Here is a 14,360-nt window from a genome sequence, read left to right on the forward strand (position 1 = left end):
AAAAAATCGAATCCTTCACCTCCTTTCCGAGCAGGCAATTAACAATTCGTGATTAAGCCGTTTAAGTTGAGCTGCGTGCCACCAAGCGGGTAGGCAAAATCACCTTTTTGGGCAGCAGCTTGTTTCCGTTGATTCGGTCGATTAAGTTATCGACAGCTACCATGCCGATTTCTTTCATCGGCACATCGATCGTAGACAGCGGCGGATTGGAATACTTGGATACCTCAATGTTGGATAGCCCAATAACCGCTACTTCGTCAGGAACGGAAATACCGTTGTTATACAGGCCGTTGAGGGCGGCCATAGCCATTAAATCGCTGCCGGCAAAGAAGGCAGTCGGGAAATTTCGGGTTGTACATAGATGATTGATTTTTTCGATGCAGACCGCCTCATCCCACATGCAATCAATCACCCAATCGGGATTGACCGACAATCCGGCAGCATGCATGGTTGCGTAGTAGCCCCGATAACGGCGGCTGTCTTTGAGATTGCTCGATAATCCGCTTCCCCCGATATATCCGATTCGGGTATGGCCTTTTTCAATGAGATGGCTGACGGCCATCGAAGCGACATTGTAATGATCGTAGCCGACATTGTCGATATCCCCGCGTTCCGTATCGATACCTACGATGTACGGGACCTGCTTGCGAATATATTCGTAGGTCTCATGATCGAGCGATTCCATGAGAATGAGGCCGGTAATCGGTTCGCTAAATGTATTAAACAGGATCTTGCTGTCGTTCAATTCAATTCCCGTCCGGATAAAGGACATGTTGTAACCGGCACCAAGCAAGCGTTCTTCCACGCCGGATAAGATCGACATGAAGTAGGGATCGTTGTATTTATCCTTGGTGACGCTTAAGACGCATCCGATTTTGATATGCGATTTGCTTTCGGCCGGATCCTGAGCAGAAACCTTGCGCTTGGGCCCTGATGCGATTTTATAGTTGAGCTGCGTAACGGCTTGCCAAACCCTTTCCCGGGTTTCGTCCGTGATTTTATACTTCGTATCATTGTTTAACACTCTGGACACGGTGGCTGTGGATACATTTGCAAGTTTAGCAACATCCCGAATCGTACTCATGTATAAACACATTCTCCTTTTAAGTTACTAATAATCGCCATTTTAGAGTTTATAGGAATGTTACATTGTAAACAATGATTTGCTTTTATTATAGATTATGTTACGTTGTTTGTTGCGCAATATCGTTACGTTATTTCATTTTACATTCCTCCTTAATCAAAATCAAGAGTGACATGTATATTCCATGCGTTGTCACTAGAAATTTCGTAGTATTTCAAAATTGATATTGCCAGATAACATGCGAATGATATAACATGAAATCACTAAACAAATTGTGTAATAAAACAGAAATAACGTAACAAATAACGTAACAAACAGAGGGTTCTGTTTAGTGCATGGGGGAGTTGGGATATGAACAAGAGAGTAACGGTTTACCCAATGATATCGGATGAAATGTTGACCAATCCGGGCATCGGCTTTACCACGGCGCCGGGCTTGATGGGAGATCCGGAACGGATTGTTGATAACCGGGGGGAAGCGCAGCGCAAGTATAAGTTTGCGGAAGACAGCAGGACGTACAATCATCCGGACAGCAAAGTATTTTTCTGCAGCGTTCGTTGGCGTGACATCGAAACGGATAAAGGGAGTTACGACTGGAGCGTACTGGAGGAAAAGCTGGATTACGCCAAATCATTAGGCTGTACTGCCGTGGTGCGCTGTTCGCCGTACGCATTAAGCGAAGAGGATGATATCCCGTCTTGGTTCCGGGCCGAATATCCGGAAGAGCCCGAGTTTCCGTTCTGGAGAGTAGACCCTCTGACTACACCCTATGCCGAGCATTGGTCTGATTTCATCAAGGCGTTTGCCGTCCGCTTTGACGGCCATCCGCTTATCAGCTCGATCGATTTGACCATAGTCGGAGCCTGGGGGGAAGGCGGCGGAACCGAATTTCTGACGACTGACGCGATTAAGCAGATAACGGATGCTTACTTGGACGGTTTTAAAATAACGCCTCTCCAGGCACTGCTGCATGATCCGCTGTCGATCCGGATCATAAATGAACGCAAAGCCAAAGTCGGATTTCGCGTGGATTGTTTGGGGGATATGGGCGGCTTTCATGGCGATCAATGGTCGCATATGACCGATTTCTATCCGCAAAATATTCAAAATTTTGAGATGGGCGATGCCTGGGAGAAAGCGCCGATCCTGTTCGAAGCATGCTGGCATATGAATGACTGGTATCTGCAGGGCTGGGATATCGACTATATCATACAGGAAACGCTCAAGTGGCATATTTCATCCTTTAACAACAAAGGGACGGTAGTGCCGGAACCCTGGAGAGAGAAGGTCAAGGCTTGGATTAACAAGATGGGCTACCGCTTCGAATTAAGGAAATTCGCGTACGATTCGATAGCGGACGTTGGCGGAGAGCTAAACATCGAAGCGTTGTGGGCTAATGTCGGCGTCGCTCCGATTTATCATCGTTATCCGCTGGCGGTGAGGTTAACCGGCCAATGTCGATCGTATACGCTTCATAGCAGTGAAGACATCAGGGAATGGCTCCCGGATGAGGATATTGCTTGGATAGAAAGGTTTTCGCTTCCTAACGATATGCCGGCGGGCGAGTATATGCTGGAAATTGGCATCGAAACCGGCGTGAAGGAAATCGGGAATATCCAGCTGGCAATCACGGGATATCAAGACGGCTTTTACCCGATGGGTAAGCTATTCGTCGAAAGGGGGAGGCAGGCTAATGGAAAGGCCGATGAATTATAAAGAAGTAACAGCGATCTGTGATTTTGATTATCTGCCTGATGGATTGGAAGCTAAATATGATCGCTATCTACCGGATGGCGAGCCCTATCTCATACCAAGGGGCTTCTTGAATGGAATCTTTGAGCGATATCAGACTCCCGAGGAGACTCGGCAATGGATTGAACAGGGGATTTTAGCGATAGAGGAAGACGCCGTATTGTTTCATTTTACCAAATTTTTGGTGGAGGATCTGTGCTCGGCGCGCAATCGCTGTGATGAAGCCCATTATACCAATATGACGCCCGCATGCATGAAGAAGTACGGCGAATTATATTCGTTTTTGTTGCTGCTCGCCTGCGTGGTGCCCTCCATGAAGATGCTGGAGAAGCGTTCCGTACCCCTAACCTATTATGAGGACATTCCGCATCAACCGCTGAAGCTGCAAATGGAAAAATTGGCACTGCAGGGCGATGCCAAGGTTCATGATTTCCCGTGGGTGATGAATTTCTATACCTGCTCCATCTTTCTGTTGGACCGCTTCTATTTTATTCCGTACCGATTCGAGGATTCCTTCACCATGTTCCGCCATAGGAATACGCAGGAAGTGCTTGCCCTTCGCCATCCCGGAGAGGATTTCCGCAGCGATGGACAGCAGAACGGAATCAACGATGTTTATGATTCGCAAGGCCGCTTCACATCGGAATGGCAGGAGAATGCCGAATTCATTATAGCGAATCGGATCAATCCCATGGGATTCGTCGAAAGAGAAACGACACCGATCTTAAAGAAGGACTGGGATACCGTGCTTCAAAAAGGGGATACCCTGTTGGCGCTTCACATTCCTTCCGGGCCCGGGTACACGCCGGACAGGCTGAGGAATTCCATGGCGATGGCCATCGAGTTCTATGATCGATATTTTCCGGAATTGCCCATCAGAGGCTTCTGGAGTTCAAGCTGGCTTTATGATACCAGGCTCTCGCTCGTTTTGGACAATGAAAAAAGCAATATCGTCCACGTTCAACGGCAGTTTTATAATTATCCCACCGATGAAGGGGACGGCATGCTGCGCTATGAAGTCTTTGGAGACCGGAATGCTGATCCGGCGTTGAACACCGGCGAATATCCGACCTCGCTGCAAAGAGCGGCAGCTGAGTATATGCGGACCGGGGCCAGATTCAATACGTTAAGCATGATCGTGCTGACGGAAGATATCAGCCGGATTGGCAGCATGCCTTATATAACCGACGCAGATATAGAGTTGTTCCGCGGAACCGTTGACAGCCATTTACAAAGGAGCGAAGAGGATGGGGAAATATTCGCTTGAGAGCTACGAGAAATACAAAACCGTCAAAATCAGGCCGAAGCCCTTGTCGGTCAAGGAGTACGATACAAGCCACGGTCGATTCGAATACGCGGCTTTTTCATGGAAGGAACTAGAACCAGCGCGAGGAGAGTATAAGCTCGGAGGGATCGACAAGGTATTGAAAGCGATTACGAATCCTGTTCTTCTCCTGACGCCGGACCTGCCAGAATGGGCGAAGGATAACCACGAAGCATGTTATGCGGCATTGATTCGAAAAGTCGGCAGTATGATGGATTCGGATCAACGCCTTGCGGCCGTTTTGATCTCGACCTTGGCAAACAGCAAGGAAGAATGGAACGCCTATATCGATTCCTTTGGATCCCAGGTGCTGCTTGCAGATTTGCAGAATGAACCGCTGATTCAATATTTAAAGGAGCGCGGCCGCGGCTTTGGTTTGCTGGTGAAGTGCAGCGAGGAGAATTGGATCGAATGCTGCGAAGCCTTTGCCAAACATCATTTGCAGCGGGTATGGAAGAGTTACCCGGTGTTCCTCCATGTGACCGATGAAGCTGGCGGTTCCCATATCAGACGGGAGGCCTTTCGCTGGCATGCCGGGATGTCCAACGTAAGCCTAGGGCTTGGTTACAACCTTGCTTTACGTCGGCTAACCTACCCGGAAACGGTGTCCGGCAGCGGGAGCCTGCCGCTGCGATTCTGGTTCGTAAACTCGGGAAGCTCAAGAATCTATCGGGAATTTCAGCTGCGGCTGCAGCTAAAGCAGGAAGACGTGTCCTATGAATTTCCGCTGCACGCGGCCACGCATTCCTGGTTAACCGGCGACCTTGTCCATAACGAGATCGTACACTTGCAGGACATCGCGGCGGGAACCTATTCGCTTGGCATAGCGCTCTGCTTCGAAGACCGTTCTTCACTGACGCTGAATATACAGAACCGGCAACTGGATGGTTTTTATGAGATGGGTACGATACAAGTCGAAGCCGCCCGCGAGGATTCGCTCAAGAATATATGGGACACCTATTATCCGGAAGGATATTATCCCCTGGAAGATCCCCAGATGCCGGGACAAGAATAATCGATCTAGACAAATACGAGCTCGCTGGAGGTTATGGAGTTGAAACTAGCATTAATTGGTGCAGGACAAAGAGGCATGATCTATTCAAGGCACGCTTGCCAAAGCGAGGAAATTGTGGCGGTCATCGAGCCGGATGCCGGCAGAAGAAAGGCAGCGGCGGATGAGTTTCAGATTCCGTTGGAGAAACAATTTGCATCCGTGGATGCGTTTTATGCAATGGGGAAAATTTGCGATGCCGTCATCATCTCTTCCATGGACAAGGACCATTACGAGCAAACGATGATGGCGCTTGATCTTGGCTATGATATTTTGCTTGAGAAGCCCATTTCACCAAGTCCGGTAGAATGCATGAGAATTCAGGAGAAAGCTAATGAAAAAGGCCGTAAGGTGATTGTATGCCATGTGCTCAGATATACGAACTTCTTTGCGGAAATTAAGAAAATCATCGATAGCAATGAACTCGGGAAAATCGTGACCATACAGCACAACGAGAACATCGGCAATTTCCATATGGCACATTCCTTCGTAAGAGGCAATTGGAGAAGAAGCGATCTGGCGAGCCCGATCATCATGCAGAAATCCTGTCATGACATGGATATTCTATCCTGGCTTGTGGACAGCGGGGCGAAACGTATCTCATCGTATGGGAGCCTTACGTATTTCAAAGAGGAGAATGCACCGGCAGGCAGTGCGGAACGATGCCTCGATTGTAAGGCAGCCGCGAACTGCCGATTCGACGCAAGAAAAGCCTATTTGCCGATCAGGGGCCAATGGCCCGCTACCGTCATTTCGGCGGATCAGAGCGAAGAGGGACTGCTCCAAGCGCTAGCAACGAGTCCTTACGGACGCTGCGTATATCGGCTTGACAATGATGTATGCGACCATCAAGTCACCCTGATCGAGTTCAAAAACGGGGTAACGGCAACGTTTAATTTAAGCGGATTCACCAACAAAATGTACCGTACGCTCAAAATCATGTGCGAGCATGGGGAAATCCGAGGCGACGATAACTTGAACATTATCGAAGTCACCCGCTTTAACTCCAATATGGCAGAACCCGTACACCAAACCGTCATTCGGCCGGCAACGGTGAGCGGCGGACATAACGGCGGCGATACCGGTCTGATGAATGATTTCTTGGAGAATCTGGGGAATGCCGACTTCAGCAGCAGATCCTCCATCGACATGTCCGTTGAAAGCCATATGATGGCCTATGCCGCGGAAGAGGCGAGAATTACCGGTACCGTGATCGATCTGGATGAACTAAAGATGAAGCTGCAGCAAGGCATTACAGCATAGTCGTGTAATCACATGTAAAGGGGTGATGGAATGAGTTCGGCTGTCAAGGGATTTCTCTATGAAATAAAAAAACACAGGATCCTGTATCTCATGTGCGTACCCGCGCTGATCGTGCTGATCATGTTCTCCTATATCCCGTTTGCCGGGATATGGATGGCGTTTACCGACTTCAATGTGGTCGACGGCATCTTCGGCAGCAAATTTGTGGGTCTGGACAACTTCAAATACTTTTTTTCGGAAAACAGCATGGGATGGAAGGTTACCTATAACACGCTGTACATCAACTTTTTCGGTCTCATCTTAGGCATTATCATTCCTGTTAGCATTGCCATTCTGATCAATGAAATCCGGCATAAAGCCTACAAAAAGATCGCGCAAAGCATGATGTTTTTTCCCTATTTCATATCCTGGGTTGTCGTCGGTGCGATTCTGTACGGAATCTTCTCCACGGATGTGGGCGTGGCGAATCATATTTTGAAGTTCTTCGGTGCAGAGCCGATCTCCTGGTACTCGGAGCCAAAGTATTGGAAGTGGATCATCATTCTGTCGAGCGTCTGGAAATGGAGCGGTTACAGTTCCATTGTCTACATGGCGGCGATGTCCAATTTTGACGGGAGCTTATACGAAGCGGCCAAGGTGGATGGCGCTAACAAATTGCAGCAAATTCTTTACTTGACCGTGCCCATGCTGAAGCCAACGATCATCGTTTTGAGCTTGCTGAGTGTCGGACGAATCTTCTACGGGGACTTTGGGATGATTTACGGTATCGTTGGCAACAACCCGGTCCTGGCTGAAGAAGTAACGGTCATCGATACCTACGTTTATCAGTCGATGCGTACGCTGGGCTTTTCTTACTCGACGGCCATCGGGCTATTCCAGTCATTGATGGGCTTGATCCTGATTACGGCTGCTAACAAATCCGCTAAGAAAATAAACGACGGAGAGGGTCTATTTTGATGATGGAAAAGAATAGATTGCTTGGCGATAAATTGGTGATAGGCTTTGCCTATGCATTCATTGGCTTATTCGCACTCGTTTGTCTGTATCCTCTTGTATTAACGTTAAGCGTGTCCTTTTCTTCGGAACAGGCCGTTGCGAGAAACGGATATTCGATCATCCCTCTGAGCCCCAGCTTGGATACATATAAATATATCTTTGTTAATAGTGGAATGAAACTGCTCAAATCCTACGGCGTTACCCTATTTGTAACCACTGTGGGGACGTTCGGGGCTCTGTTGATTACCAGCATGATTGCATTTTCCCTATCTATCAAAAAGCTGAAATACCGCAACGTGCTCGCTTTCATTAGCAACTTTACGATCATCTTTTCGGCCGGCTTGATACCGTGGTACATGGTCAGCGTCAATTATTACGGGTTGAAGAACAGCATTCTGGCTTTGATCCTGCCGTCCATATTCAGCGTATGGAACATGTTTCTGATGCGAACGTACTTTGCAAGCATTTCTCCATCTTTATATGAAGCGGCCGAGATGGACGGCGCCAATTATTTTACGATCTATGTCAAAATAGCCCTTCCGTTAAGCAAAACCGCACTGCTGACGGTAGGTTTAATGTATGCGCTTCAATATTGGAATGATTGGTGGCATGCGCTGATCTTCATTAACGAACGCGATTTGTTTCCGCTGCAGTATTTCCTCTACAACATTCTGTCGAACGTCAATGCGATAAGTTCCGGACGAATTCCGTCAGGGGCATCAGGCAACATCACATTGCCTGCCGAAACCGTGAAGATGGCCATTACGGTCATCACGATCGGTCCGATCATTTTCCTGTATCCTTACATTCAAAAATACTTCGTGCACGGGATTATGGCCGGAGCGGTAAAAGAATAGACACCTGCGTGGTTATTGGCCGATTCAGGCTTTTAACATAGATTAACCATTTCATAGGGAGGGTCTTTCATGAAAGCAAAAAAAATGCTGATCTTGTTGGTTTTATTGATCGCATCCGTTTCGGTAATGGCAGGATGCAGCGGCAAAAAAGAGGGGGCAGCCGCGCTCGAAACCGTCACGATTTTGTATCCGGGGGAACGAAGCGATCGCATGAACGAATTTTTAAACAATGAATTCGCAGAGAAAATGGCTGCCGATCTCGGTCTAAAGGTCGAAGTCATATATGTGCCGTGGGCCCAGTATTGGGAACAGAAAGATATCATGCTGGCCGCAAACGAACCGATCGATTTATATTGGGATGGTCTTCCGGATCTTTCTACGATCGTCAACAAGAAACAAGCCATGGTTCTGGATGATTTAATCCAGGAATATGGTCAGGATATGTTGAAAGTTTTGCCGATGGAACAGCTTCAAGGCGCAACCATCGATGGGAAAATTCACGGCATTCCGTCGGCCTATGCACCGTCCTCGGCCATGTACCAGCTGGTTGCCGTCCGCCAGGATATTCTGGAAGCCGTGGGGATGACCGACGTGAAGACACCCGACGATTTAAAAGAATTCGCAACCAAGGCGAAAGAGAAGTTTCCTGAAATGAAAGGTCCCGCCGACATTATCTTTAAACCGTTGACTCGATACTTTACCGATGAACAATATAACTGGATCGCCGTCGAAGATTTGGTTGTATTCGGGGAAGACAGCAAGAAAGCATACAGCTATTATGAAACGGAAGCATTCCAGGAAGTGGCGAAATTTAACCGGGGAATGTATGAAGCAGGATTATACACAGAGGATTTGACCATCAAGTACAACGAGAGAGACTCCCGCATGCAGACCGGCCTATATTTATGGGTGGAAGGATCTCTGGGCAAGGAAATGGAAATCGTCGATGCCATCAAAGCCAATGCCCCGGATGCCGAGGTTAAGACCTACCTGCTAGCCGAGGATAAGCCGCGTTATGTAACCGCCACAGGCGGGGAAGTTCTGGGCATTCCAGTCAATGCTCCGAATCCGGAAGGAGCCATGAGGTTTGTGAACTGGATTTATAAATCCAAGGAAAATTACCAGTTTGCTCTCTATGGCGTCGAAGGCAAGGACTACGAGATCGTGGACGGAAGAATCAATAAGCTCACCCCGAGCGAATTCTTCTATGAATGGATGTTTAGAAACCAGAATTACCAATTGTTCGGGCCGAACGTGGCCCAGGAATCCATCGATCAATATAAGAGCTGGGATGATCAGGCTGTTCGATCCGAATCCTTGGGATTCCGATTCAATAACGAAAAGGTTAAGTTGATCGAGACATCCTTGAAAGAAGTCGCAGGCAAAGATCTAGCTGCGATCCGTTCCGGATTTGTCGATTTTGAGACAGAGTATCCCAAAGCCATCCAGAAGCTGAAGGCGGCTGGGATTGACGAGTATGTCGCCGAGATACAGCGTCAGCTGGATGAATTCTTGGCAGGCAAATAATAGGGGTATCTCCGCATTCCAGCAACGAAGCAGCTGAAATTGAGAGCTGTCGGTGAAACAGATCATCATTAATTCAGAAGAAGTATCTCCTGAACAAGGGGATGCTTCTTTTCTTTTTTGTTGCAATTCACAATTTTACGCTTTGCTGGGCGTTACTAGTCAGTTGTTTACAACAAAATGAAATATGTCTATTATATATATAGATGAATAATCAAAATGTTTATCGTTCTATTGATCATTGGTCATTGCTTATATGTTCTTATGGCAAACGATGCACTTGAATTATTTGCGTAAGATCCATTTTTGAGAAAAGAGGAGAAATGATGAACATACACGCTTCTATGAATCATAAGCCTGTCATTGTATCGGCTAATTACGGGGAGGTCGACGGGCGGTTTGCCGGCGCCACAGATGTTAGGGCGTTATCCCTCGGACTGTCTCAAGGTAATGAGGAAGGCCAGGCAAATGTTGCCGCGAGAGTATGGAGAGATGCGGACGGGCATGCAACCGAACAATCGTTAGAGCTTCCGATTCATCGCATTCTGGATTTGTCTATTCTCGTTTGCAGCGCACTGGCGCATTTTAGCGAAGCCTATCGATACGAGCAGCTCTATGATCCGCAGAATCCCGTGATCGACCGGATCGGACTGCAGGGAAGCGCCATGACGGTAGCCGTATGCACGGACAATGAACAGATCCATGAGGATATCAGGCTGTTCAACGGGGCTTTGAGCGATAACGGCGAGATGATTGGTGAAAGGCTGCGGACATTAACCAGAGCGTTGAAAGAATTGGGGTACGAATAAAGAGGAGGCATCCCAGATAGCGGGGGAATGGAGCGGGAGTGTTCTTCCACGCTGGGAAAAGCTTGGAGGCGAAAGGTTATGCAAGAACAGAATGACAATGAATATTACGTGCTGTCTCCCGGGAGAGCATTGACCGAAGAAGAAAAGAGCCTTATCTGGACAAAATCGTTAACGCATAAAGTAAGTGAGGAAGAACGGCGAATCTCGAATGAAATTAAGCGGAATTGGGATCGGGGCGAGATGAAAATCGCCAATGTTTTGTTAGAAGGCGATGCCGGATCCGGAAAGACGCAGCTCGCCAAAGCTTTGTCCGCGAACTTCAGGCTCCCTTACACCAAAGTCACATGTTTTGCCGATATGGATAAATCGGATATTATCGGAGCCATTTTACCGGTCATTACTTCCGATCAAATGGAGCACTTGGAACCTGCCGATCAGGCCGCCTTGAAAGCCTTATACGAAAATGACGGCTTCCAATGCTCGACGGAGATTCTAATGGAGGCTTTAGGAATTTCGCGGGAGCATGCTTCAGCCAAGATGAAGCATGTATTGAAGCTGGCCGCGAATGCCGCAGAGAATAAGGCGGTAGAATATCGATTTTACGCTTCCGAGATCGTCAGAGCCTTTCAGAAAGGCTATCTGCTGGAAATACAGGAACCGAACGTGATACGTGATGCTGCCGTATTAATGGCGCTGAATTCCGCGCTGGAGCCTGGCGGCACGCTGAATCTGCCGATGGGTATCGTGCACAGGCACCCGGATTTCATTGCGGTGATCACGGCCAACCGCAGTTATGCGGGATCCAGGCCGCTAAATGAAGCATTGCGAGACAGGATACAGCATTCGGAGAAAATGGATCTGCCTACCAAGGAGATGATGATGGAGCGCGCAAAGGCCAAAATCGGCTGCGGGGACGATGAAATGCTGGACATCCTCGCAAGGGTCATCATTCTGTTGGACAAAACAGCCCGGGCCAATGCCATTAAGGGGGTTGCCGGCATGCGTTCCTATTTCTATTGGGCGGATGCCGTGGCACAGGGGGCTTCTGCAAGAGAATCCCTTTATCACAAAGTGATCTACAAGATGACGACCGATCCGGAAGAAATCAAACTGCTGGAAGATACGCTGGTAGGCCAAGGCCTGTTGGGGTTATTGGACGAAATTCCGGTTGAACCCCCAAGCAAACGAAGAGAGGATGCCGTGGAGTTCACAACCTGGGACATCGATATGGATGTTGACTCCAAGATGGATCAGCAAGCCGGGGAAGAAGGGATCCGATTAAAAAAATCCGCTGAGAGCGAAGGCAGCACATCCGTTTCATCGGATGAATCAGCGGAGATGGAGAGCACGGATTCGGGCGAGGAGGGCACGCCGAATTATCACCAGGCTAATCCTGAGCCCATGTCGGAAGAGGAGAAGCAGGAGGAACGGGATTTCCGCAAAAAGCTGAATCGGATTTCCAGAGAAATCGTATCCGATTCCCTTCATCGGTCGGTAAAGCTGATCGTTCATCGTCCTGATTATGATCCGAACCTACAGGAGGAGTATGGGCGGTTAAGTCAGGGACTTATGCCGGTTATACGAGAAATCGCCAGAAAAACGCTGCCGCTCTTGGAGCACGAAATCACCGCGGAGTATGCCAAAAACCAATACTATGGATCAAAATTTCAGGCAGACAGCGTAGCCTACCGGGACTTCAGGTTATTTGCCAAGAAACGTCCTCCGACGGAATCCCCTGGTCTTGTGGTCGGACTGAGGGTCGATGAATCCGCATCGATGGCTGCGTTCGGCAGATTGGAGGCAGCCAAGCGTGCGGTCATCGCGGTCTATGAATTTTGTCAGATTTGCCATATTCCTGTTCTGATCTACGGCGATACGGCCGATGTGTCCCGCTTGGAGCAGATGTCGATCTTCGCTTATGCCGACTATGATCATCCGGATGTTCGCGATCGCTTCAGGCTGATGGGAATCCGCGCGAGAAGCAACAATCGGGATGGTATGGCATTAAGGATCATGGCGGAACGGCTGGCAGCTTCACCGAAGCAGACCAAGCTGTTAATCACCATCAGCGACGGGCAGCCTAAGGCGATGGAGGACTATACCGGAAGCCTTGCCATTCAAGACATGCAGCAGACCTTATCCGACTATGAAAGAAAAGGAGTCAAATTTCTGGCGGCCGCCATCGGGCAAGACAAGGATGTCATTAGCCGGATTTATGGAGCCGAGAGGTTTCTGGATATTACCAACCTGAATGAGCTGCCCGCAAAATTAGTGCGCATCATTTCTCGGTATTTATAAAACCGTGGGTGTAGCGTGTTCGTACAGCTTAAGCCTGCGTGTCTTCATGACACGCAGGCTTGTTCCATCATGAGATGACCGTCCATAGATGCGAACCCTCACGCTGGCCCTTGGTTGACTGGACATGTGCCCTGAAGAAACATTATAGTTAAAAGAATGGAGTTAGCGAAGCTGTGCTCGATGATCTCGACGCCATGGGTGGCTTGCATCGATGCAAGTTTTGTGTCTGGAATCGATAAACCTAAATAAGGGAGGACATATATGGAGCAACCTCGCATTTGGCCGGATCGGTTCAAGCGCTTTTTTCTAAACAATAAGTTTGTTCTGCTTTTGCTTGTTCTGTTGCTGGTCGGTTTAAACGTCATGGTATTAAGCAAAATCTCGTTTGTGCTGCATCCGATCGCGGTTCTGATCAAGACGATCGTGCTGCCGATCATTTTATCCGGAATCCTGTATTATTTGCTGAATCCCTTGGTGGATATGATGGAAAAAAGGAAAATCAAGCGCGGATGGTCCATCCTGATATTATATCTGTTGATTGCCGGAATTTTGACGGTTGTGGTGCTGGCGGTCATTCCGGTGCTCCGCACCCAGATTATGAGTCTGATTGACAATTTCCCGACGTACAGCGAGAAGGTCAGGCAGCAGTTTGAAGAGCTGACCGGCAGCCAGTTGTACAGTCAGCTGCAGGAGGCCGTGAACATCAACTCCCAGGAATGGTGGGGCACGATAACGCAGAAAGCAACCGAAATCCTGAACTCGACATGGAGCAAGGTAGGCGGTTTCCTTGGCGCGTTTACGGAGATTGTGTTGTCGATCATTACGGTTCCTTTTGTCCTGTTCTATATGCTGAAAGACGGCAAAAAGCTTCCTCAGAAAATCTTGTCGTTCCTGCCGAACCAGAGTCGTTCGGGGATCCTGCATGTGCTTCAAGATATCAATCACCAGATCAGTTCGTTCATCCGCGGTCAGATTATTGTCAGTGTCTGCATCGGTATTCTGCTGTACATCGGGTACATGATCATCGGCCTGGATTACGCGCTTATTCTTGCCATTATCGCCTCGTTCACCAGCGTTGTCCCTTATTTGGGGCCTGCCATTGCGATCACGCCCGCGTTGATTGTGGCTCTGGTCACTTCTCCGGTGATGCTGCTGAAGATGGTGGCGGTATGGACGATCGTGCAGTTGATCGAGGGCAAATTCATCTCTCCGCAAATTATGGGCAAAACGCTCAAGATTCATCCGATTACGATTATCTTTGTCATACTGACTGCCGGTAATCTGTTCGGCGTGGTTGGCATTCTGTTGGCCGTTCCCGGCTACGCTGTTCTCAAGGTTTGCGTAACCCATATATTCGAATGGTTCAAGAACACATCGGGATTATACGATCCTCGAAAATAAT

Annotated in this window: 11 protein-coding genes; 10 read left to right on the forward strand and 1 reads right to left on the reverse strand. The window is 48.4% G+C overall.

Annotated elements, in window-relative coordinates; all coding sequences use genetic code 11:
* Nucleotides 1-61: 61 nt before the first annotated feature.
* Nucleotides 62-1,084, reverse strand: coding sequence for a LacI family DNA-binding transcriptional regulator (locus M1D70_RS14610; RefSeq protein ID WP_009590609.1), 1,023 nt, complete (start codon nucleotides 1,082-1,084; stop codon nucleotides 62-64).
* A gap of 351 nt (nucleotides 1,085-1,435) precedes the next feature.
* Between M1D70_RS14610 and M1D70_RS14615 the strand changes: the two genes are divergently transcribed.
* The 10 genes from M1D70_RS14615 (at nucleotide 1,436) to M1D70_RS14660 (ending at nucleotide 14,359) form a co-directional block, all read left to right on the forward strand.
* Nucleotides 1,436-2,800: a DUF4832 domain-containing protein gene (locus M1D70_RS14615; RefSeq protein WP_456290277.1), complete on the forward strand. Its 1,365-nt coding sequence runs from the start codon at nucleotides 1,436-1,438 to the stop codon at nucleotides 2,798-2,800.
* A complete protein-coding gene (locus M1D70_RS14620) occupies nucleotides 2,778-4,103 on the forward strand; it encodes an acyltransferase domain-containing protein (protein ID WP_456290278.1) in 1,326 nt (441 codons plus the stop codon). Before M1D70_RS14615 ends, M1D70_RS14620 begins: the two co-directional genes overlap by 23 nt.
* A complete protein-coding gene (locus M1D70_RS14625) occupies nucleotides 4,084-5,175 on the forward strand; it encodes a DUF4832 domain-containing protein (RefSeq protein ID WP_009590581.1) in 1,092 nt (363 codons plus the stop codon). The genes M1D70_RS14620 and M1D70_RS14625 overlap by 20 nt, the downstream gene beginning before the upstream one ends.
* 33 nt (nucleotides 5,176-5,208) lie before the next feature.
* Complete coding sequence (locus tag M1D70_RS14630; protein WP_456290279.1) at nucleotides 5,209-6,474, forward strand: Gfo/Idh/MocA family protein; 1,266 nt, start codon at nucleotides 5,209-5,211, stop codon at nucleotides 6,472-6,474.
* Between the two features lie 30 nt (nucleotides 6,475-6,504).
* Nucleotides 6,505-7,431: an ABC transporter permease gene (locus M1D70_RS14635; RefSeq protein ID WP_009590570.1), complete on the forward strand. Its 927-nt coding sequence runs from the start codon at nucleotides 6,505-6,507 to the stop codon at nucleotides 7,429-7,431.
* Nucleotides 7,431-8,327 (forward strand): carbohydrate ABC transporter permease, encoded by an 897-nt coding sequence (locus tag M1D70_RS14640; protein ID WP_009590583.1) that lies wholly within the window; start codon nucleotides 7,431-7,433, stop codon nucleotides 8,325-8,327. Before M1D70_RS14635 ends, M1D70_RS14640 begins: the two co-directional genes overlap by 1 nt.
* A 69-nt stretch (nucleotides 8,328-8,396) precedes the next feature.
* Entirely contained in the window at nucleotides 8,397-9,854 is a 1,458-nt protein-coding gene (locus M1D70_RS14645; protein ID WP_456290281.1) for an ABC transporter substrate-binding protein, read from the forward strand.
* Between the two features lie 323 nt (nucleotides 9,855-10,177).
* Nucleotides 10,178-10,660 (forward strand): DUF6530 family protein, encoded by a 483-nt coding sequence (locus tag M1D70_RS14650; RefSeq protein ID WP_009590597.1) that lies wholly within the window; start codon nucleotides 10,178-10,180, stop codon nucleotides 10,658-10,660.
* A gap of 78 nt (nucleotides 10,661-10,738) precedes the next feature.
* Nucleotides 10,739-12,958, forward strand: a complete 2,220-nt coding sequence (locus M1D70_RS14655) for an AAA family ATPase (RefSeq protein WP_456290282.1) — start codon at nucleotides 10,739-10,741, stop codon at nucleotides 12,956-12,958.
* Nucleotides 12,959-13,219: 261 nt separating this feature from the next.
* Complete coding sequence (locus M1D70_RS14660; protein WP_456290283.1) at nucleotides 13,220-14,359, forward strand: AI-2E family transporter; 1,140 nt, start codon at nucleotides 13,220-13,222, stop codon at nucleotides 14,357-14,359.
* Nucleotide 14,360: the final 1 nt, after the last annotated feature.

This window comes from Paenibacillus sp. AK002, assembly GCF_053903045.1.